This is a genomic window from Streptomyces cinerochromogenes (genome assembly GCF_014648635.1).
Lineage (GTDB): Bacteria > Actinomycetota > Actinomycetes > Streptomycetales > Streptomycetaceae > Streptomyces > Streptomyces cinerochromogenes.
The window spans coordinates 299,802-318,474 of sequence record NZ_BMRM01000003.1 but is presented as its reverse complement, the minus strand read 5'-3'; the positions used below and the strand labels follow the sequence as shown (position 1 = coordinate 318,474).

Annotated in this window: 1 protein-coding gene (running past one end of the window); it reads right to left on the bottom strand. The window is 74.9% G+C overall.

Translation table 11 applies throughout. The features are described from left to right. Positions 1-11: 11 nt before the first annotated feature. Positions 12-18,673: the 3' portion of a non-ribosomal peptide synthetase gene (locus IEZ20_RS07910; RefSeq protein ID WP_189295822.1), read on the bottom strand. It continues 3,640 nt past the right edge of the window; 18,662 of the gene's 22,302 nt are visible here — the last part of the coding sequence; its start codon lies off the right edge, out of view; it ends in the stop codon at positions 12-14.

Sequence of the window (18,673 nt, the reverse complement as noted above, 5' to 3'; positions counted from 1 at the left end):
CGAGGGCCGGCTCATCGTTCCTCGCCCCCGTCCGCCCCGGGCCGCCCGGCGGGGGTGGCAACGCGTTCCGGGGTGGCCCCGGTGATGCGGCGGACATGCCTGGCCAGCGATGCGTTGAGCGCGTCGGGGTCCTCCAGCATCGCGAAGTGCCCGACGCCCTCGACCAGTTCCACCTCGACCCCGCGGCGCGCGGCCGAGTCGGTGTCCGTCGGCATCCAGGAGGTCGAGTTGACCAGGGTCAGCGGGACGGCGGGGTGGTGCGGCAGCCGCTGAAGGTACGTCAGCATCTCGCGGAACGCCGCCGACACGATCTCCGCGCCGACGTGCGCGCGGGTCCGCTCCACCAGCTCGATCAGGTCCGCCCGGCGCGCGTCGAGGAACAGTTCCTCGGCACGTACCGGGTCTTCGGCGAACGTCCGGACGAACCGGTCGATCTGTGCCTCGCTGAGCGGACGGGGGTCGAAGGTGTGCAGGGTGTCCACGCCGACCATGCCCCGGACCCGCCCGGCCAGCAGGGGCACCGCGGCCAGCATGACCGGGCCGCCCAGCGAGTGGCCGACGAGGATCACGTCCTGGGCGCCGACGTGGTCCACGACGGCGGCCACGTCGGCCGCGAACGCCTCGACGGTCCAGCGCCGCCGATCCCGCCCGGACCGGCCGTGCCCGGCGAGGTCGAGGGTGACGACGGTGAAGTCCCCGGCGAAGTGCTCGGCCTGGCGGTCCCAGTACGACTGGTCGCAGCCCAGGCCGTGGACGAACACCAGGGCGGGGGCGCCGGGGCGTCCGCCGCGCACCCGGTGGTGGACGGGGAGGCCGTCGGCGCTGCGCACGACCGCTCCGGCCGCCTCGCGGGCGGCGTGGTCCGGCTTGCGCGCGATGATCCCCACGTGCTCCATGTCGGGACCGGGAGCCCCGTAGGCGCCCTCGTCCACGCCGACCGCCCCGAAGTACCCGGCGCGTTCCACGACGAACCCGGCGGCCTCGCACTCCCTGCGGAACACCTCCGGGTCGAGCGCGTTGATCAGGCTCGGTCCGCCGACGACGTGCGCCGGGTCGAAGTGGGCGGCGACGTCCGGGATGTAGCCGGGCCAGGGATCACCGGCCCGCCTGCGCTCCTCGTACTCGGCCGCCTTGGAGGCCCAGTAGCCGAAGTAGGGCGAGTCCGTGCTCAGGAACACCTTCCCGCCGGGCGCCAGCCAGCGGAACATCTTGCGCAGCGTCAGCCGGACGTCGTCCGGGCCGAGGAAGTGCATGACGCGGCTGGCGTGCACCGCCGTGAAGCGGCCGTCGGCGAAGTCGACGTCGGGCAGCACGCCCTGTTGCAGGGTCAGCCGCTGCCGGGCCTCGTCGGTGACGCGCTGTCCGAGGATGTCCAGGTGCTTGCGCTCCATGTCCAGCGCGACGACGTGGGCTCCGCGCTCCAGCGCCGCGATGCTGGCGACGCCGTACGCGCAGCCGAGGTCGAGCACCTCGCCGCCGCACCCTGCGGCGTACTCGGCGAAGTCCGAGGAGTAGGGGATCAGGTGCTCCACCATGACCCCGGTGCGGTTCAGGGTGGCCACCATGCCGCCGAAGTCGATGTCCGCCGCCGACTTCAGGTCGTCCAGGATGTCGTGGTCCAGCGTGACCGGCCGCGGGGCGGCGGCCGGCTGCTCCGTCGCGGGGCCGGCCGGGGCGGGCGGCGCCGTGAGCGCGGGCAGTGTCACCGTGCGGCGCGGCGGTGCGGTGACGTCGTCGAGCCGGTGCGGCAGCCGTGTCAGGTCGGTGAGCACGACGCGCCGGACGGCCGGTCCGCCGGGCGTCCCGGACGGTGCCGGGGCGGCGGGAGCCTCCGGCACGGCGGACCGGGAGGCGGCGGCCAACGAGGCAACGGACTCGGAGACCGCGGTCAGCGGCACGGCGGGCTCGGAGGCCGCGGTCAGCGGCACGGCGGGCTCGGAGGCCGCGGTCAGCGGGGCGGCGGGCTCGGAGGCCGCGGTCAGCGGCGCGGTGGCTTCCCGTCGTACCCAGTAGCGGGTCCGGGCGAAGGGGTAGGTGGGCAGGCGCAGCCGGGCCGGGCGGGGTCCGGTGGCCGGGGCCGGGTCCGGGCAGGGCACGTCGTGGCCGGCCACGTAGAGGCGTGCCAGTGCGGCCAGGGCCGTCCTGCGCTCCGTGGCGTCCGACCGTCCGTCCCCGGCCCGGGTGGTCCAGGCGGCGACGGACTCGCCGTCGGTGTCCGCGGAGAAGTCACGGGCCACCGTGCCCGCGAACCAGGCGGGGTCGGACGTGCCCCCGTCGGCACGCCAGGTGCGCCACAGCGCCGCGGCCTCGTCGAGGGTGTCCACGACGACCGCGCAGCGGTGCCGGAAGTGGTGGCGTCCGCTGAACAGGGTCCGGCTCAGCTGCGGCAGGTCGGCGTCCCGCAGCCCGCCGTCGTCGATCCGTTCGAGCAGGCGGTCCACCAGCTCGCCCAGCGCCTCCTGGGTCTTGGCCGACAGGGGCAGCAGATGGCTGGTGGCGCGCGGAGCGGGCACCGGCGCGGGGCCGGTGTGCTCACGCACGACGACATGGGCGTTGGTGCCGCTCATGCCGAACGCGCTGACCGCGCCCATGCGCGGCCGGCCCTCCGTCACCCACGGCTTGGTGGTGGTGTTGACGTAGAACGGGCTGCCGCTCCAGTCGATGTACTCGTTCCCGTCGCGGTAGTGCAGGCTCGCCGGGACGACTCCCCTGCGGACCGACTCCGACAGGCACATCAGGCCCACCAGGCCGGAGGCGGCGAAGGTGTGGCCGAAGTTCGTCTTGGTGGAGGTCAGCGCGCAGAACTGTCCCGCGCCCGCGGCGCCGCGGGCGTGGAATGCGGCGCGCAGCGCGTTCGCCTCGACCGGGTCGCCGAGCTTCGTGCCCGTCCCGTGCGCGACGACGAGACCGAGGTCCCGCGGGTCGATTCCGGCACGCTCGTGAACGGACTCGATCAGTTCGCGCTGGGCTTCCCCGGCGGGCGCGGTGATGCCGTTGGTGCGGCCGTCGTAGTTGAGGCCGCTCGCCACGATCACGCTCCGCACCGGGTCGCCGTGCGCCTCGGCCGCGTCCAGCGGGCGCAGCACGAGGGCCGTGACCGCCTCACCGGGGACCATGCCGTCGGCGCGCCGGTCGAATGTGAAGCAGCGCCCCTGAGGGGACAGCATGCCCGCCTTGTCCATCGCCGCGAGCGCCTCGGGGGTGAGGACGAGGTTCGCGGCGGCGACGACGGCGATGTCGCACTCCTTCTGCCGCAGGCTCGTGCACGCCTGGTGCAGCGCCACGAGACCGGACGAGCAGGACGTGTTGACCGCCAGCACCGGGCCCTTGAGGTCCATGAAGTACGACAGCCGGGCGGCGAGGACGCCATCGTGGTTGGAGGTGACGTTGCCGCCGTCCTTCACCAGCAGCTGGTAGTCGCCCTGCTCCACGCCGACGAACACGCCGACGCGGCGGCCCTTCAGTTCCTCCGCGCCCAGGGCGGCGTCCTCCAGGGCCTTCCAGCACTCCTGGAGCAGGTGGCGCTGGCGCGGATCGAGGGTCCGGGCCTCCTTGGGCGCGAACTCGAAGAAGCCGGCGTCGAACTCGTCCGCCCAGTCGATGCTGCCCATCCAGGGGTAGCGGCCGTCCGGGCCGTCCGGTGCCGGGGCGTCGCCGAAGCGCACGGCGGGCAGCCGCTGGACCATGTCCCGGCCCTCGGCGAGCGCGTCCCAGAACTCGGCGACCGAGCGGCAGCCGGGGAAGATGCCGCTCATGCCGATGACGGCGACGGGCTCGTCGCGGCCGGCGGGCACGGGGGTGGGCGGCTGCGTGGCGAGGGACTCCGGGGCCGTCTCCCGCGCGGCGGCGGTGTCGGGCCGTGCGTCGACGGGCGCCACCGCGGCCAGATGGCCGGCCAGGCGCTCGACCGTCGGGTGGTCGTACAGCACGGTCGGCAGAAGCCGCACGCCGACGCGCTCCGACAGCTGGTGCGCGAGCTGGGTCAGGCGCAGCGAGTCCAGCCCCAGGTCGACGAAGGGGGTGCGGTCGTCGAGCCGGTGCGCCGGGAGCTTCAGGCTCTCCCGGACGACCTCACGGACGGTCTCGGTGAGGTCCGGCCGCGGTGCCGCCGGGGCGGACCCGGCGCCGTCCTGCTCCTGTGCCGGGCGCGCCGGAGCGGAGGACGGCTCCGGGGCGCGCCGTTCGGCCGCAGGTGCCGGTTCGACGGCACGCCGGACGAGCGTCGTGGCCCGCGCCGCCGGGGCGTTCAGCACCAGGGGCGCCGCGTGGGGGGCCGTCAGCAGCCGTTCCAGGACGGCGAGGCCCTGCGCACTGTCCAGGGGCCGCTGGCCGGTGGCGGCCAGGTAGGTGTCGGCGCTGCCCCGCTGTGCCGCCGCGCCCATCCCGCCTTCGGTCCACAGGGGCCACTGCACGGCGATCGTCGCCACCGGCGACGCGTCGTCGGAGAGAGCGCGCGCGTACGCCGCCTGGAAGCGGTTGGCCACCGCGTAGTCGCAGCTGCCGAAGTCGCCGAGGACGGCCGCGCTCGACGAGAAGTGGCACACGAAGGCCGGCGGACGCGGGGCGTCGCGCAGCGCGCGGTCCAGCGCGAGGGTGCCGTGCAGCTTCGGCCCCAGGACCTTCTCGAACGACGCGCGTGTCTTGTCGGGCAACGGGACGGCGTCCGCCGTACCCGCGGCGTGCAGGACCCCGTCGAGCGCGGGCAGCGTGGCCAGCAGCCGGGTCACGGCGTGCGGATCGCTCATGTCGAGCCGGTGGTGGACGACGTCCGCGCCGTGCCGGCGCAGCGTCCGGATCCAGTCCTCGTCGGCGGCCGACGGTGCGGAGCGGCCGACGAGGACCAGGTTCGCGCGGTACGTGCGTGCCAGGTGCTCGGCGACGCGTCGGCCGAGCCCGCCGAACGCGCCGGTGACGAGGTAGGTGCCGCCGGTGCGCAGCCCGGGGCGTGCGCCGGGCGCCGTGCCCGCGTCGACCGGCTCCACCCGGCACACATGGCGTGCACCGGCCCGGTACAGGGCGCTGACCGGCCGTTCCTGCAGTTGTTCGGTGAGCAGCAGGCCGGCCCAGCGGGCGGCGGACGCCTCGCCGTCGTGCAGGACCACCCGCAGTGAGGTGCCGGGCAGCAGCTCGGCGAGGGACCGCTCGAAGCCGATCAGGGAGTCGAGGACGGCCTCTTCCGCCGCGTCGCGGAAGTGCCCGGCGACGAGGACGCGGGGCACCGGCCGGGTGCCGGCCAGGGCGCGCGCCAGGGTGGCCACGCGCCAGGGCTCCTCCAGCAGGGACTGCGTGGTCCGGTGCTCGGCCGGCCACAGGTAGTGGACGGCGTCGATGCGCCCGTACTCGCCGGCGACCTCCGCCAGGACCCGCCGCAGTGCGTCCTCGTCCGCGGGATCCGCCTCGCGGGCGCCGCCGTCCTCACCGGAGCCCGTGCGGCCGACGAACACGGGACGTACGCCGGGGGCGCGTTCGCGCAGTTCCCGGGCGTAGGCCCGCTGCGCGGTCCGGCCGGACAGGAAGCACAGGACGACCTGGTCCCCTGCCGAGGGGATGCCGGCCGCGGCCTGCGGTACCCAGTGTTCCGCGAAGAGCTGCACCTGCGCGTCTGCCGTGCCGGGTCCTCCCGGCTCCTGCCGGGAGGGGTCCGCGCCCAGCCAGTGGTACTCCTCGCTGAACGGGTACGTCGGCAGGCTGATCCGGCGCGGCCGGTGCTCCCCCGTGTGCAGCGCGTGCCAGTCCACCGAGCCGCCGTCGGCCCACAGCCGGGCGAGCTTGTCCAGCCGGCCCTCGGCGAGCCACCGGCCGGTGAGTGCGCGCAGGTCGTCCTGGTCGAGCAGGCCCGGGGACGCGTGCACGGAGCCGCGCACGCACGCGGCGTGGTCGCGGCCGGCGGCGAACTCCGTCAGTGCCTCCACGAGTTCGCCCAGGTCGTGCACCACGAACGCGGCACGCTCCGCCAGGGCGGTGCGGCCGACCTGGAGGGTGTACGCCACATCGGCGAGCCGCGGTCCGGGCCGGGTTCCCTCCGGTTCGGCGAGCCGGTCGGCGAGGTCGCGGGCGTACCGCCGGAGGTTCTCCGGCTTCGCGGCGGACAGCGGTACGAGCCGCGGTCCGGGGGCCGGGGCGCTCTCGTCCGCCGTGGTGGGCGGGGCTTCCTCCAGGATGGCGTGGACGTTGGTGCCGCCGATGCCGAAGGAGCTGACCGCCGCCCGCAGCGGGCCGTTCGCCGGAGTGAGTGCGGTGAGCCGGTCCACGACGCGGAAGGGCGAGGACGCGAAGTCGATCTGCGGGTTGGGCGCGCTGTGGTTGACGGTCGGCGGCACCAGCCGGTTGCCGAGGACCAGCGCGGTCTTGAGGACGCCCGCCAGGCCCGCGGCGGCGTCGAGGTGGCCGAGGTTGGACTTGACGGAGCCGATGCCGCAGAAGCCGGTCCTGGTGGTGTGCCGCCGGTAGGCCTCGGAGACCGCCATCACCTCGATGGGGTCGCCGAGACGGGTGCCGGTGCCGTGGGCCTCCAGGTAGGCGATCGTCTCCGGGTGCACCCCGGTGCGGTCGAGGACCGACGAGATCAGCTCGGTCTGGCCGCTGACGCTGGGGGCGTAGTAGCCGGCCTTGCGGTCACCGTCGTTGTTCATCCCCACGCCCCGCAGCAGCGCGTAGACGTGATCGCCGTCGCGCACCGCGGACGCCGCGTCCTTCAGCAGCAGGACGACGGCGCCCTCGCCGCCGACCATGCCGTCGGCGTCGGCCGAGAAGGGCTTGCAGTGTCCGTCGGCGGAGAGCGTCATGCCCTCTTCGTGGAGGTAGCCGACGGCGTGCTCGCCGTACACGCTCGCGCCGCCGACCAGGGCGTGCCGGGTCTGCCCGGACTGGATGGTCTGCACCGCGAGGGCCAGGCCGGCCAGGGAGGAGGAGCAGTTGCTGTGCACGTACAGGCTGGGGCCCCGCAGTCCGAGCCGGTGCGAGACGGTCGTGGGGATGGTGCCGGGCTGCGCCTGGAGGAAGGCGACGAGTCCCTCGGAGTCGCGCCGGGCGCCGGGGCCGGCGAGCGGTGCCTGGTACAGGGCGTTGCTGGTGGACATGTACACGGCCGCGTCGGTGATGTCGCCCGGCAGGTGGCCGGCGTCCTCCACCGCCTTCCAGGAGTGCTGGAGCAGCAGTCGCAGCTGCGGGTCCATCAGCTCGGCGTCGCGGGGCGTGACGTTGAAGAACTCGGGGTCGAAGTGCCCCTTGCCGCGCATCGCGGACCGTACCGGCACATAGTCCGGGTGGGCGAGGAGTTCCTCGTCCACGCCGAGGCGGCGCAGTTCCCGCTCGGAGAGGAACTCCACGCTCTCCTGGCCGGCGACGAGGTTGCGCCAGAACGCGTGGTGGTCGTCGGCGCCCGGCAGCCGGCAGGAGACGCCGATGACGGCGACGCTGTCCCGGAGGTGGGCGGGCGGCGCGGCCACGGGGGCGACGGCCGCCGGGGCGGGCCTTCCGGCGGGGTCCGGCTGCCCGGGGGCGGTACCGAGGGCGGTCAGGTGCTCGCTCATGCCGCGGGCGCTGACGCACTTGAAGACCTCGGCGGCGCCGAAGGGCAGCGCGTACCGCTTGCCCGCGCGGTCGGCGAGCACGGCGGCCAGCACCGAGCTGCCGCCGGCGTCCAGGAACGCGTCGGTGGGACGGAGGTTGCCGACGCCGAGGACGTCACGCCAGAGGGCGAGCACGTCGGCCTCGTCGGGTACGGCGGTGGGCCGCGCGGTGGCCGGCCCGTCCGGTGCGGAGTCCGGTCGCCCGTCCGGTACGGCGGGTTCGGCTCCCTCGGGCAGCGTCACGTCGCGTTCCTCCAGCGCCTTGCGGTCCACCTTGCCGTTCGGCGTCCGGGGCAGCCGGTCGACGGGCAGGAGGAACGGCGGCACCATGTAGTCGGGCAGTCGGCGCCGCAGGTGTGCGGCGAGTTCACCGGCGGACGCTCCGGTCCCGGCCGCTCGGGTGTAGTACGCCACGAGCTGCTTGCTCGCGGACTGGGTGCGCGCGACGACCGCGCACTCGTGGACGGCCGGGTGGCCGGCCAGGACGTGCTCGATCTCGCCGGGTTCGACGCGGAAGCCGCGGATCTTGACCTGGGAGTCGATGCGGCCCAGGCATTCGAGGGAGCCGTCGCTGAGCCAGCGTGCCAGGTCGCCCGTGCGGTACAGCCGGGTGCCGGGTGCGAAGGGGTTGTCGGGGAAGCGCTCGGCCGTGAGTTCCGGCTTGCCGAGGTAGCCGAGGGCGAGTCCGTCCCCGGCGATGCACAGTTCGCCGGGGACGCCGGCGGGCACCAGCCGCCCCCGCTCGTCGAGGAGGTGGATCCGCGTGTTGTCGATGGGCCGGCCGATGGTGACGCGCCGGTGCGGCTCGATCCGCCCGGCGGTGGACCACACCGTGGTCTCGGTGGGTCCGAACAGGTTCCAGGCCTCGCAGCCGAGTCCGGCGAGCCGTTCGCGCAGCGTCTCCGGCAGCGCCTCGCCCCCGCACAGGACGCGCACGCGTTCCTCGTTGGTCCATCCGGCGTGGAACAGCATCGTCCAGGTCGACGGGGTCGCCTGCATCACCGTCGGCCGCGCGGAGCCGATCAGCTCCTTGAGGCGTTCGGGGTCCCGCGCGGTGGCGGGGTCGGACATGTGGCAGCGGGCGCCGGTGACGAGCGGCAGGAACAGTTCGAGCGCGGCGATGTCGAAGCTGTGCGTCGTGACCGCGAGCATCCGGTCGTCCGCCGTCAGTCCGGGCCTGCGGGCCATCGCGCACAGGAAGTTGGTGAGGGCCCGGTGCGGCACCATCACGCCCTTCGGGTTGCCGGTGCTGCCGGAGGTGTAGATGACGTAGGCCAGGTCGGCTCCCCCGACGTGCCGCGGGCCGGCCCACGGGGCGTCGTCGCCGTGCTGCTCGTCGATCAGGACGACGCGGGGTGCGGACGCCGCCGTGGTCAGTTCCCGGAGCCGGTCGTGCAGCCCCGAGTCGGAGACCACGACCCGCGGCCGGGAGTCGGCGAGGATGTACGCCAAACGGTCACCGGGATAGCCCGGGTCCAGCGGGATGTAGGCGCCGCCCGCCCGCATCGTGCCCAGCAGCGCGACCAGCAGCTCGGCGGAGCGCTCCATGTAGACGGCGACGAGGCTGCCGGGGCCGACGCCCAGCGCCGCCAGACGGCCGGCGAACCGGGACACGCGGGCGTCCAGTTCGGCGTACGTGAACGTGTCGGCACCGCTCACCACCGCCACGGCGTCCGGGGTGCGCGCGGCCTGCTCGGCGAAGAGTTCGTGCACGCACCGGTCGGGCTGCGCGACCCGGGTGGCGTTCCACTCCACGGTCAGCGTGTGCCGCTCCTCGGGCGACAGCAGGGAGCACTCGTCCACCGGCAGACCGGGCGCGCTGGAAGCCGTGCGCAGCAACTGCTCGTACTGGCGCAGCAGTTGCTCGATGGTCTCCGGGTCGAACAGGGCGGCGTCGTACTTGCAGTTGACGGCGAAGCCGGGGCCGTGCCCGCCGGGTGCGACGACCTCCAGGACGAGTTCGTACTCGCCCTCCTGGTGGATGCCCTCGACGTACCGGAAGGAGGGCGCGGGCGCGGTCACGTCCTCGTACCAGTCCTGGTACATGAAGGCGCAGGTGAAGACCGGGGTGCCGGCGCCGGACAGGCCGAGTCCGCGGACCAGGGCCGGGAAGGGGAAGGTGTGGGTGAGGCCCTCGACCAGGGTCTTCTGGACGTCCGCCGCGAGGGCGGCGAAGGGTTCGGCCGGGCTGACGCGGGTGCGCACCGGCATCATGTTCACGAAGTGGCCGACGGTCGCGGCGAACCCCTGTGCGGGCCGGGTGTTCACCGCCGCGCCCACGATCACGTCGTCCTGCCGGGTGTAGCGGCTCAGCAGCACCTGGTACGCCGCCAGGAACAGCGCCGACGGGTAGAGACGGTGGTCGCGGGCCGCCCGTGTGATCCGCTCCCCCACCTCCGGCGCCAGGCACCGGGTGGCGGTGGCCCCGCGCACGGGTCCGGGGTGCGCGGGGCGCGGCCGGTCGGCGGGCAGCGCGAGCGCGGGCAGCGGCGGAGTCAGCCGGTCGCGCCAGTAGGAGAGCCGGACGTCGGCGTCCGGGGCGCGCAGGCCGGCCTCCTCCAGCGCGACGAACTCCGCGTAGGCGGCGGTGGGCGGGAAGGCGTCGGCTCCCGTGCCGTCGACGCGCGCCTGGTAGGCGGTGAGCAGTTCCTTCACGAGGACGACGGCCGAGGCGCCGTCGAGGACGATGTGGTGGGCGTTCAGCAGCACCCAGGAGTCGCCGTCCGGCCCGTGGAACACACCGATCCGGCACAGGGGGCCCCGCTCCAGGTCGAACGGCGCCCTGGCCGAGGCGCGGACGCCCTCCAGCACCTCTGCCTCGTCCCTGGCGGTGAGGTCGTGCTCGGTCAGCCACGGCCCCTTTGCCGGGGCCTCCACGAGCAGCAGGCGGCCGTGCTCCTCCCGGACGGCTCCGCGCAGGAGGGCGTGCCGGTCGCGCACGGCGTCGAAGGCGCCGCGCAGTGCCGGTACGTCGAGCCCGGTCACCCGGAAGCACAGCGGCACGTTGTAGACGCCGGCCTCCGGCGCCGCCTTGTGCAGGGCCCACAGGCCCTGCTGCCCCTCGGTGAGCGGGTGCCGCAGGCCGGCGGTGGCGGTGGCGGTGGCGGTGGCGCGGTGCCGTACCTCACCGTCGGCGGTCTGCCGCGCCGAGGGGGCGGTGACGCCTCGTCCGGTCAGATGGGCGGCGAGTGCGTCGACCGTGCCGTACTCGAAGAGGAGCGCGGTCTCGAACTCCGCGTCGAGGTCCTGGATCTGCCTGCCCAGCCGGACGAGTGCCATGGAGGACAGGCCGGCTGCGGTGAGGTCCCGGTCGGTGGGCACCTGCGACGGGTCGCAGCCGAGGTGCGCCGCGACGGTCCGGCGCAGCCAGTGGCGCACACCCTCCGGTTCGGCGGGCGCGGGGGCCGCGGGCTCCGGGGCGGGGGCCGCATGGTCCAGGGCGAGGAACGCGTGCTCCCTGGCGGGGACCGCCGAGTTCGGGGCGGGGACCGCCGGAGTCGGGGCGAGGACCGCCGAGTTCGGCGCGAGGACCGCCGGAGTCGGCGCGAGGACCGCCGGGGCCGGCTGGGTGTACCAGTGCGGGGTGCGCCGGAACGGGTGCGTGGGCAGGCTGATCCGCCGGGCCGGACGGCCGGCGTTCAGCGTGTCCCAGGAGACGGCGGCGCCCGCCAGCCACCTCCGCGCCGTCTCGTGCGGGTCGGCGACGAGGGCCGCCGGCCCGTCGGAACGGCCGGGGCCGGGGCGCGGCTCACCGGTGAGGTCGGCGTACTCGCCGGCGCCCGCCTTGCCGGTCTCCCGGAACTCGCCGAGCCGTGCGGCGAGTTCCGCGACGGACTCCACCACATACGCCAGCCGGACGGGCAGTTCGTCACGGCCGACCCGCAGGGTGTGCGCGAGATCGCGCAGCGCCACCGGGTGGGCGGCGCGGTCCGGGTCGGCGAGGAAGTCCGCCAGACGCCCGGTCACCGCGCGCAGTTCCTCCGGGGTCCGCGCCGACAGCGGCACCAGGCAGGGCTCGTCGTGCGGGTGCTCCAGCGCCGGGGCCACGTCGCCGCCTCCACGGTGTTCCTCGATGATCAGGTGTGCGTTCGAGCCGCCCGCGCCGAAGCAGGAGATACCGGCGCGGCGCGGGACGGGCCGTCCCTCGGCGTCGGTCGGTGCCCAGGGGGCGAGTTCGCGCTGCACGCGGAACGGCGACCGGTGGAAGACGATGCCCGTGTTGAGTTCCTCGGCGTTGATCGAGGGAGCGAGCTGTCCGTGCCGCATCTGCAGGAGGACCTTGGTCAGGCCCGCGAGGCCCGAGGCGCTCTCGCAGTGCCCCAGGTTGGACTTGAGCGAGCCGACCGCGCAGTACTGGCCCGCCCGGTCGCTTCCGAAGGCCCGGGACAGCGCGGAGATCTCGATGGAGTCGCCGAGAGCGGTCGCCGTGCCGTGGGCCTCGACGTAGCTGACGGTGGCCGGGGCCACGCCCGCCTTCTCCAGGGCGCGCGCGACGACGTCCCGCTGCGCCTGCGGGCTGGGCATGCTGTACCGGCTGGTGCGCCCGCCCGCGTTGACCGCGCTGCCCTTGATGACCGCGTACACGTGGTCGCCGTTGTCCAGCGCGTCCTGGAGCGGCCGCAGGAGTACGGCGCCCACTCCCTCGGCCGCGAGGAAGCCGTCCGCGTGCTCGGAGAAGGGCCGGCACCGGTCGCCCCCGGAGAGCAGACCGTGTTCGGCGAGGACGTCGAAGTGGTCCGCGTTCAGCAGCAGATTGACGCCGCCCGCGACGGCGCAGTCGGTGTCGCCGCTGCGCAGGCTCTCCACGGCCAGGTGGACGGCGGTGAGCGAGGAGGAGCAGGCCGTGTCGACGGCGATGCTGGCGCCCTGGAAGTCGAACAGGTGGGAGGTGCGGTTCACGATCGACGAGTAGGCGGTGCGGCCGTTGTACGTCGAGTTCATGACGCCGGCGAAGACACCGACCCTGCCGTGCCGGTTCAGGGCGTCGGCCGTGTAGCCAGCGTCCTGGAGGCAGCTGTGGACCGTCTCGATGAACAGCCGCTCCTGGGGGTCCATGGCCGCCGCCTCGTCCGCGGGGATCCCGAAGTACTCCGCGTCGAAGGAGGCCACGTCGTCCAGGAAACCGCCGTGCGGGCGGCGGCGCCCTTCCTCGTCCCAGCTCACCCACCAGCGGTCGGCCGGGTAAGGGGCCGTGCAGTTCCTGCCCTCGCGGACGTTCTCCCAGAGGTCGAAGACGCTGTCGGCCTGCGGGTAGCGGCCGGCCAGGCCGACGACGGCGATGTCACCGGAGAGCCGGGCGGCGGCCGCGGCGTGCCCGGGGCGCTCGGCGTACACGGGACGCTCGGCTACCTCGGCGTACTCGGGACGCTCGGCTGCCTCGGGGTGCTCGGCACGCTCGGCGTACTCGGGGTCCTCCGGGTGCCCGGGGTGCTCCGCGACGAGGCGGGCCACGACGTCCCTGATGGTTGGACAGTCGAAGAAGAGCGTGCTGCTGAGCCCCTCGAAGTCCTGGCTCAGGGCGTTGTTGAGCTGGACGACGAGGATGGAGTCCAGGCCGAGGCCGAAGAGGTCGGCGTCGGGCGACAGTTCGCCCGGGGCGAGCCGCAGGGTGGCCGCGACGAGGTCGGTGACCCGGCGGGTGGTGCGGTCGACGCGGGACTCCACGGCGGACCGGGGCCGTACGACGGACAGCGGCCGCTCGGCGGGCACCGACTGCTCGGCGGACACCGATTGCCCGGCGGACACCGGCTGCCCGGCGGCTGCCGACGGCGCGGCCGGCGCCGGTCGTGCGGTCGGCGCGCTGCCGAAGAGCCCGCGCAGTTCGCCCTCCCGTGTCGTGACGAAGTGGTCGACCAGCTCGTCCAGGGTGCGCAGCTCGAAGAAGAGGGTGCTGCCCACGTCCTCGAAGTCCCGGGCGAGGGCGTTGTTCAGGCCGGAGACCAGGATGGAGTCGAGACCGTAGTCGTGCAGGTCCCGGTGCGGGTCGAGGTCCCCGTCCGGCAGCCGCAGGGCCTCGCGCAGCAGCCCCACGAGGTACTCGGTGGTCCGTGCCCGCAGCGTGCCGTCCGCACCGGTGCCGGCGGCCACCGGCGGCGTCCGCTCCGGCTCGGGACGGCCGGTGGCGGCCTGCGTACGCGGTACCCGGAACAGCCCGTCGCTCTCGGCGACGGTGAGCTGCTGGCCCAGGGTGTGCGCCTCCGGCTCCGGCTGGACGGCCGTGCGGAAGCCTTCCCGGTCCAGCACGTCGAGCCAGCGGTCGGGGCTGAGCACCGGGCTGCCGGGGATGCGCAGCTCGGCGTCCCGGGTCCGCCACCAGCCGTCGACCAGCCCGAAGGTGAGATGGGCCAGGAGCGTGTTGCGGCTCATCTCGTTCAGGAAGAGCAGGCCGCCGGGCCGCAGGGCCGCCTTGACGTTGCGCAGGGTGCGGGTGATGTCGGCGGTGGCGTGCAGGACGTTGGTGGCCACGACGATGTCGAAGGAGCCCGGCTCCAGGCCCTGTTCGCCGGGCGGGCGCTCGGCGTCGAGGAGGCGGGTCGTCAGGTACGGGTGGTCCGGGAGGAGTTGCTCCTCGGCCCGGAACAGGAACGCCTTGGACAGGTCGGTGTAGCAGTACTCCGCGATGCGCTCGCGCAGCGGTGCGAGGGCCCGCAGGACGCGGGCGCTGGTGGCGCCGGTGCCGGCGCCGACCTCCAGGATGCGCAGCCGCCGTGCGGGTTCGGCCGTGCCCCAGCGGCGCACGGCGTCGGCGAGGAGCTCGGCGAGCCGGTCGTTGAAGTAGTCGGCGATGGGGTCGCCCCGGTAGATGCCCTCCACCCGGGACAGGGACGAGCCGGGGAAGAGGATCTCGGTGGCGGGCCGTGCTCCGACGAGGACGTCGGGCAGTGCGCGCAGACAGGATTCGACCAGGTCGACGTGGGCCCGCTGGTGGTCGCCGTGGTGCCACTGCCCGCGTTCCTCGTGCCACTGGCGCCACAGCTCGGCGCTGTCGAGGCCGGACGCGAGGGCGACGCGGCGCCCGTCGACGACCTGGAGCAGACCGGCGCGGGTCAGCACGCGGTCGCTCTCCTCCAGCCACGGACGGTACGCGCCGAGCACGCGCCGCTCCGGACCGTCCGGGCCGAGGTCGCGGAGCGTGGTGAAGAGCAGGCGTTCGGCGAGTGCGCACAGGCGGGGGTGGGGCAGGAAGCGGCTCAGCCGGGCGACCTCGCCGGCCGGCGGGCGGTGGTCCGCCACGACCTGGTCGAGTACGCGGGGCAGCGGGGCCGAGCCGGCCGTCTGCCGCTCGGCGAGGGCCAGCCCGTCGAGCGCCCGGTCGCCGAAGGTCCGCATGAGCGTGACCTGGTGGTGCGTGCCGCCGAGGAAGTGGGCCAGGTGGCGCAGCGCCTCCTCGGGGTCGAGGGAGTCGATGCCCTCGGCCGCCATGCGGCTGCGGTAGAAGTCGCCGCTGACGACGCCGGTGGCGCCCCAGTAGCCCCAGTTGACGGTCTTGACGACGGTGTCCGGCCACTGGTCGCGCAGGGCGGCGGCGAGCGCGTCCTTGAAGGTGCACCCGGCCGCGTAGTTCGCCTGCCCGGCGTCCCGGACGTGGCTCTCCACCGAGGAGAAGAAGAGGACGAGGTCCAGTGGTTCGGCGCCGAAGACCCGGGCCATGGCGGCGCCGACGTCGACCTTGGCGGCCAGGGCGTCCCGGAACCGCTCCTCGTCCATGTGGGCGAGCGTCTTGTCGGCCAGGACGATCGCGGAGTGCACCACGCCGTCGATGCGCGGGCGGCTCTCCTTGATCCGGCGGTGGGCGGCGGCGAGGCTGTCGACGTCGCGCGCGTCGGCCGGGACGTACAAGGGGGCTTCGGCGCCGACGGACCGCGCCAGCGCGGCGAGGGAGCCGAGCCGGCGCTCGATGTCCTCGTCCCGCTGCCGCCGGCCGATCCAGACGATCGCCGCCCGGTGGTGCTCCACCATGTACCGGCTCCACAGCTCGCCGAGGCCGCCGGCGCCGCCGATGACGACGTAGCAGCCGCCCTGGCGGTAGGGCGCGGCGGACGGCTCCAGGGCGGGCACGGGCAGGAGTTCGGACGAGAACCACCGGCCGTCGCGCAACGCCAGCGTGGTCCCGGGCCGCAGGCCGGGCAGCGCGTGCCAGGCACGTCGCAGGGCGGAGGCCACGTCGGCGTGGTCGTCGCCGGGCAGGTCGAGCAGGCGTACGGTCCACCGGGCGTGTTCCCTGGCCGCGCTGCCCATCAGCCCGTGCACGCCCGCGTGGGTGGGGGCGACCCGGTCGCCGGGCTCCACCCGCTGGGTGCCGTACGTCAGGCAGGTCCAGGTGAGCCGCCGGGTGCCGTACCCGAGGGACAGCAGCGCCCGGACGATCCGGTAGACCTCGATGACGCCCTGCTCCTGTCCGCGTACCAGGTCACCGGCGTCGTGCGGGGCCGCCCACACCAGGTGCGCGGGCGCGTCGTCGCCGCAGGCCTCGCGGACCCGCCCGGCGATCTCCTCCACGGTGGCGCCCGGGCGCAGCGGGACGCGCCGGTGGCCGGGCGCGCACGCGGTCAGGGCGTCACCCAGCCGCCGGTCGGCGTCGAAGAGCAGGACGACACCCGGCTCCCCGCTCGCGTCGTCCGCCGGGAGGGCGAGGTTCCGCGGCTCCCAGACCGGGAGCAGGGTGCGCAGCTCCGAGTTCCGGCGCTCGGCGGCGGTCCGCTCCCCCGTGCCGGCCGCCCGGTACGCCAGACCGCGCAGCGCGGCGCAGACATGGCCGCGGGCGTCGGTCAGATCGATGTCCAGGACACGGGCGACCCCCTCGGGCCCGGCCCCGGCCGCCGGGCGCACCCAGGCGTACATCGACTCGTCGCAGTCGGCGAACACGTCGAGCCGGTCCAAGGCGAACGGCACGGCGGCGCCCTCGTCGGGCAGTCGTGCGCCGTCCGTGTCGAGGGCGGGGTGCAGACCGAGCGAGGCGTGGATCGCCCCGTCGAGGAGCGCCGGGTGGAGCGCGTACCGCCGCAGCGAGGCGCGGGACTCCTCGTCGAGGCGCAGCTCGGCCAGCACCTCGCGGCGGCCGTCGTCGCCGCCGCGCCACAGCGTGCGGACGACGCGGAAGCCGGGCCCGTAATCGACGCCGGCGCGGGCGATGTGGTCGTAGGCCTCGGCGCCGGTCACCGGCCGCAGGGCCAGGGCGGCCCGCAGCGCGCCGAGGTCGACGGAGGGGCGGGGGGCGGTGTCCGCGGGGACCGCGCGGCCCTGCACACGGACCTGACCGCTGCCGTCGCCGGGGGCGGTCAGCTCGAAGCGCAGCGGGCCGTCCGCCGTCCCCGGGCGGTCCTCGGCCAGCGTGAACTCGACGTCGAGCCCGTCTGCGTCGACGGCGACCGGCCGCACCCAGGTGACGTTCCTCAGCGTGATCCCCCGCTGTGCGGCGCGGGGCAGTGCGCGCCGGGCGGCGGTGTACGCCATCTCCAGGCTCGCCACGGCGGGCAGCAGCCGTCTGCCGCCGACCACGTGGTCGCGCAGGACGAACTCCTCGCCGGTGAAACGGCTGCGGTAGCGGACGCCGCCGACACCGGAGACGTTCTCGTGCAGCAGCGGGTGCGCGGGCGCCGCGGCCCGCGGTGCCGGGGCGCCGGCGCGGGCCGGCCAGGGGTGGACGACCGGGCGGAAGGGGTAGGTCGGCAGGCTGAGCCGGCGGCAGGCGACGGGCCTGGTCAGCCGCGCCCAGCCGACGTCGGCGCCGTCGGTCCAGGCCTTGGCGAGCTTGCGCAGTCTGCCCTTCTCCCACCAGCGGGCGAGCTTGGCCGCGGGGTGTCCGGGAGCGGCAGCGGCCGGGTCGCCGGTGAACCGCCGCGAGGAGTCCGCGCCGTCGAGGAACAGTGCGAGTTCGGCTGCCAGTTCGCCCGGGTCCCGCACGACGAACGCCACCCGCGCGGCCATGGGCACGCGGCCGACCTGGAGCGTGTACGCGAGGTCCCGCAGCCGGGCGTCGGCCGCCCGGCCGCTGCGGAGATACGCCAGCAGGTCGCGCGCGTAGCGGTGCAGGTCGGCGCCGGCGCGTGCGGACAGGGGCACGAGCTGGGGGGATCCGTCGTCGGCGGGGGCGGCGTGGCCGGCGGCGTACTCCTCGAAGACGGCGTGCGCGTTCGCGCCTCCCAGTCCGACGGAGCTCTGCGCCGCCCGGCGCGGGGCGGGGCCGGCGGGCCAGTCCCGCAGCGTGTCCACGACGTGGAACGGCGACCGGTCCAGGCGCAGCTCGGGGTTGGGACGGGTGTAGTGGAGGGTCGGCGGGATCCGCCGGTGGTGCAGGGAGAGCAGGATCTTGATGCTGCCGGCGAGTCCCGCGGCGGCGTCGAGGTGGCCGAGGTTGGACTTGACCGAGCCGATGCCGCAGTAGCCGGTGGCGTCGGTGTGGTCGCGGTAGGCCTCGGTGAGCGCGGTCAGTTCGACGGGGTCGCCGAGCTTGGTGCCGGTGCCGTGGGCCTCGACGTAGCCGATCGAGCGGGGGTCGATGCCGGTGCGCCGGAGGACGTTGCGGATCACACGGCTCTGCCCGGTGACGCTCGGGCTGTAGAAGCCGGTGGCGTCGGCGCCGTCGCTGCCCACGGCGATGCCGCGCAGCAGCCCGTAGATGTGGTCGCCCGCGGCCACGGCGTCCGCGGCGCGGCGGATCAGCAGGACGGCGACGCCCTCGCCGGCGGCCATGCCGTCGGCGTCGGCGTCGAAGGCCTTGACGCGGCCGTCGCCGGAGAGGTTGAGGCCGGGCTGGTGCACGTAGCCCCGGCTGTCGACGCTCGCCGCGGACGCCGCGGCGACCAGCGCGAAGTCGGTCTCGCCGGAGCGCACCGCCTGGGCGGCCAGCGACAGGGCGGTCAGCGAGGAGGAGCAGTTCGAGTGCACGGACATGCTCGGGCCGCCGAAGCCGAGCTGCTGGGAGATCATCGAGGCGACGGTGCCGCTCTGGCTCATCACCCACGAGAGGTACTGCTCCGGTGTCTCCACGACGCCGGTGGGTGCCCCGTCGGCGGGTGCGCCGTAGAAGTGGTTGCCGTGGGTGACGTAGACGGCGGTGCCGGGGATGTCGCGGTGGTTGTACCCGGCGTCCTCGACGGCCT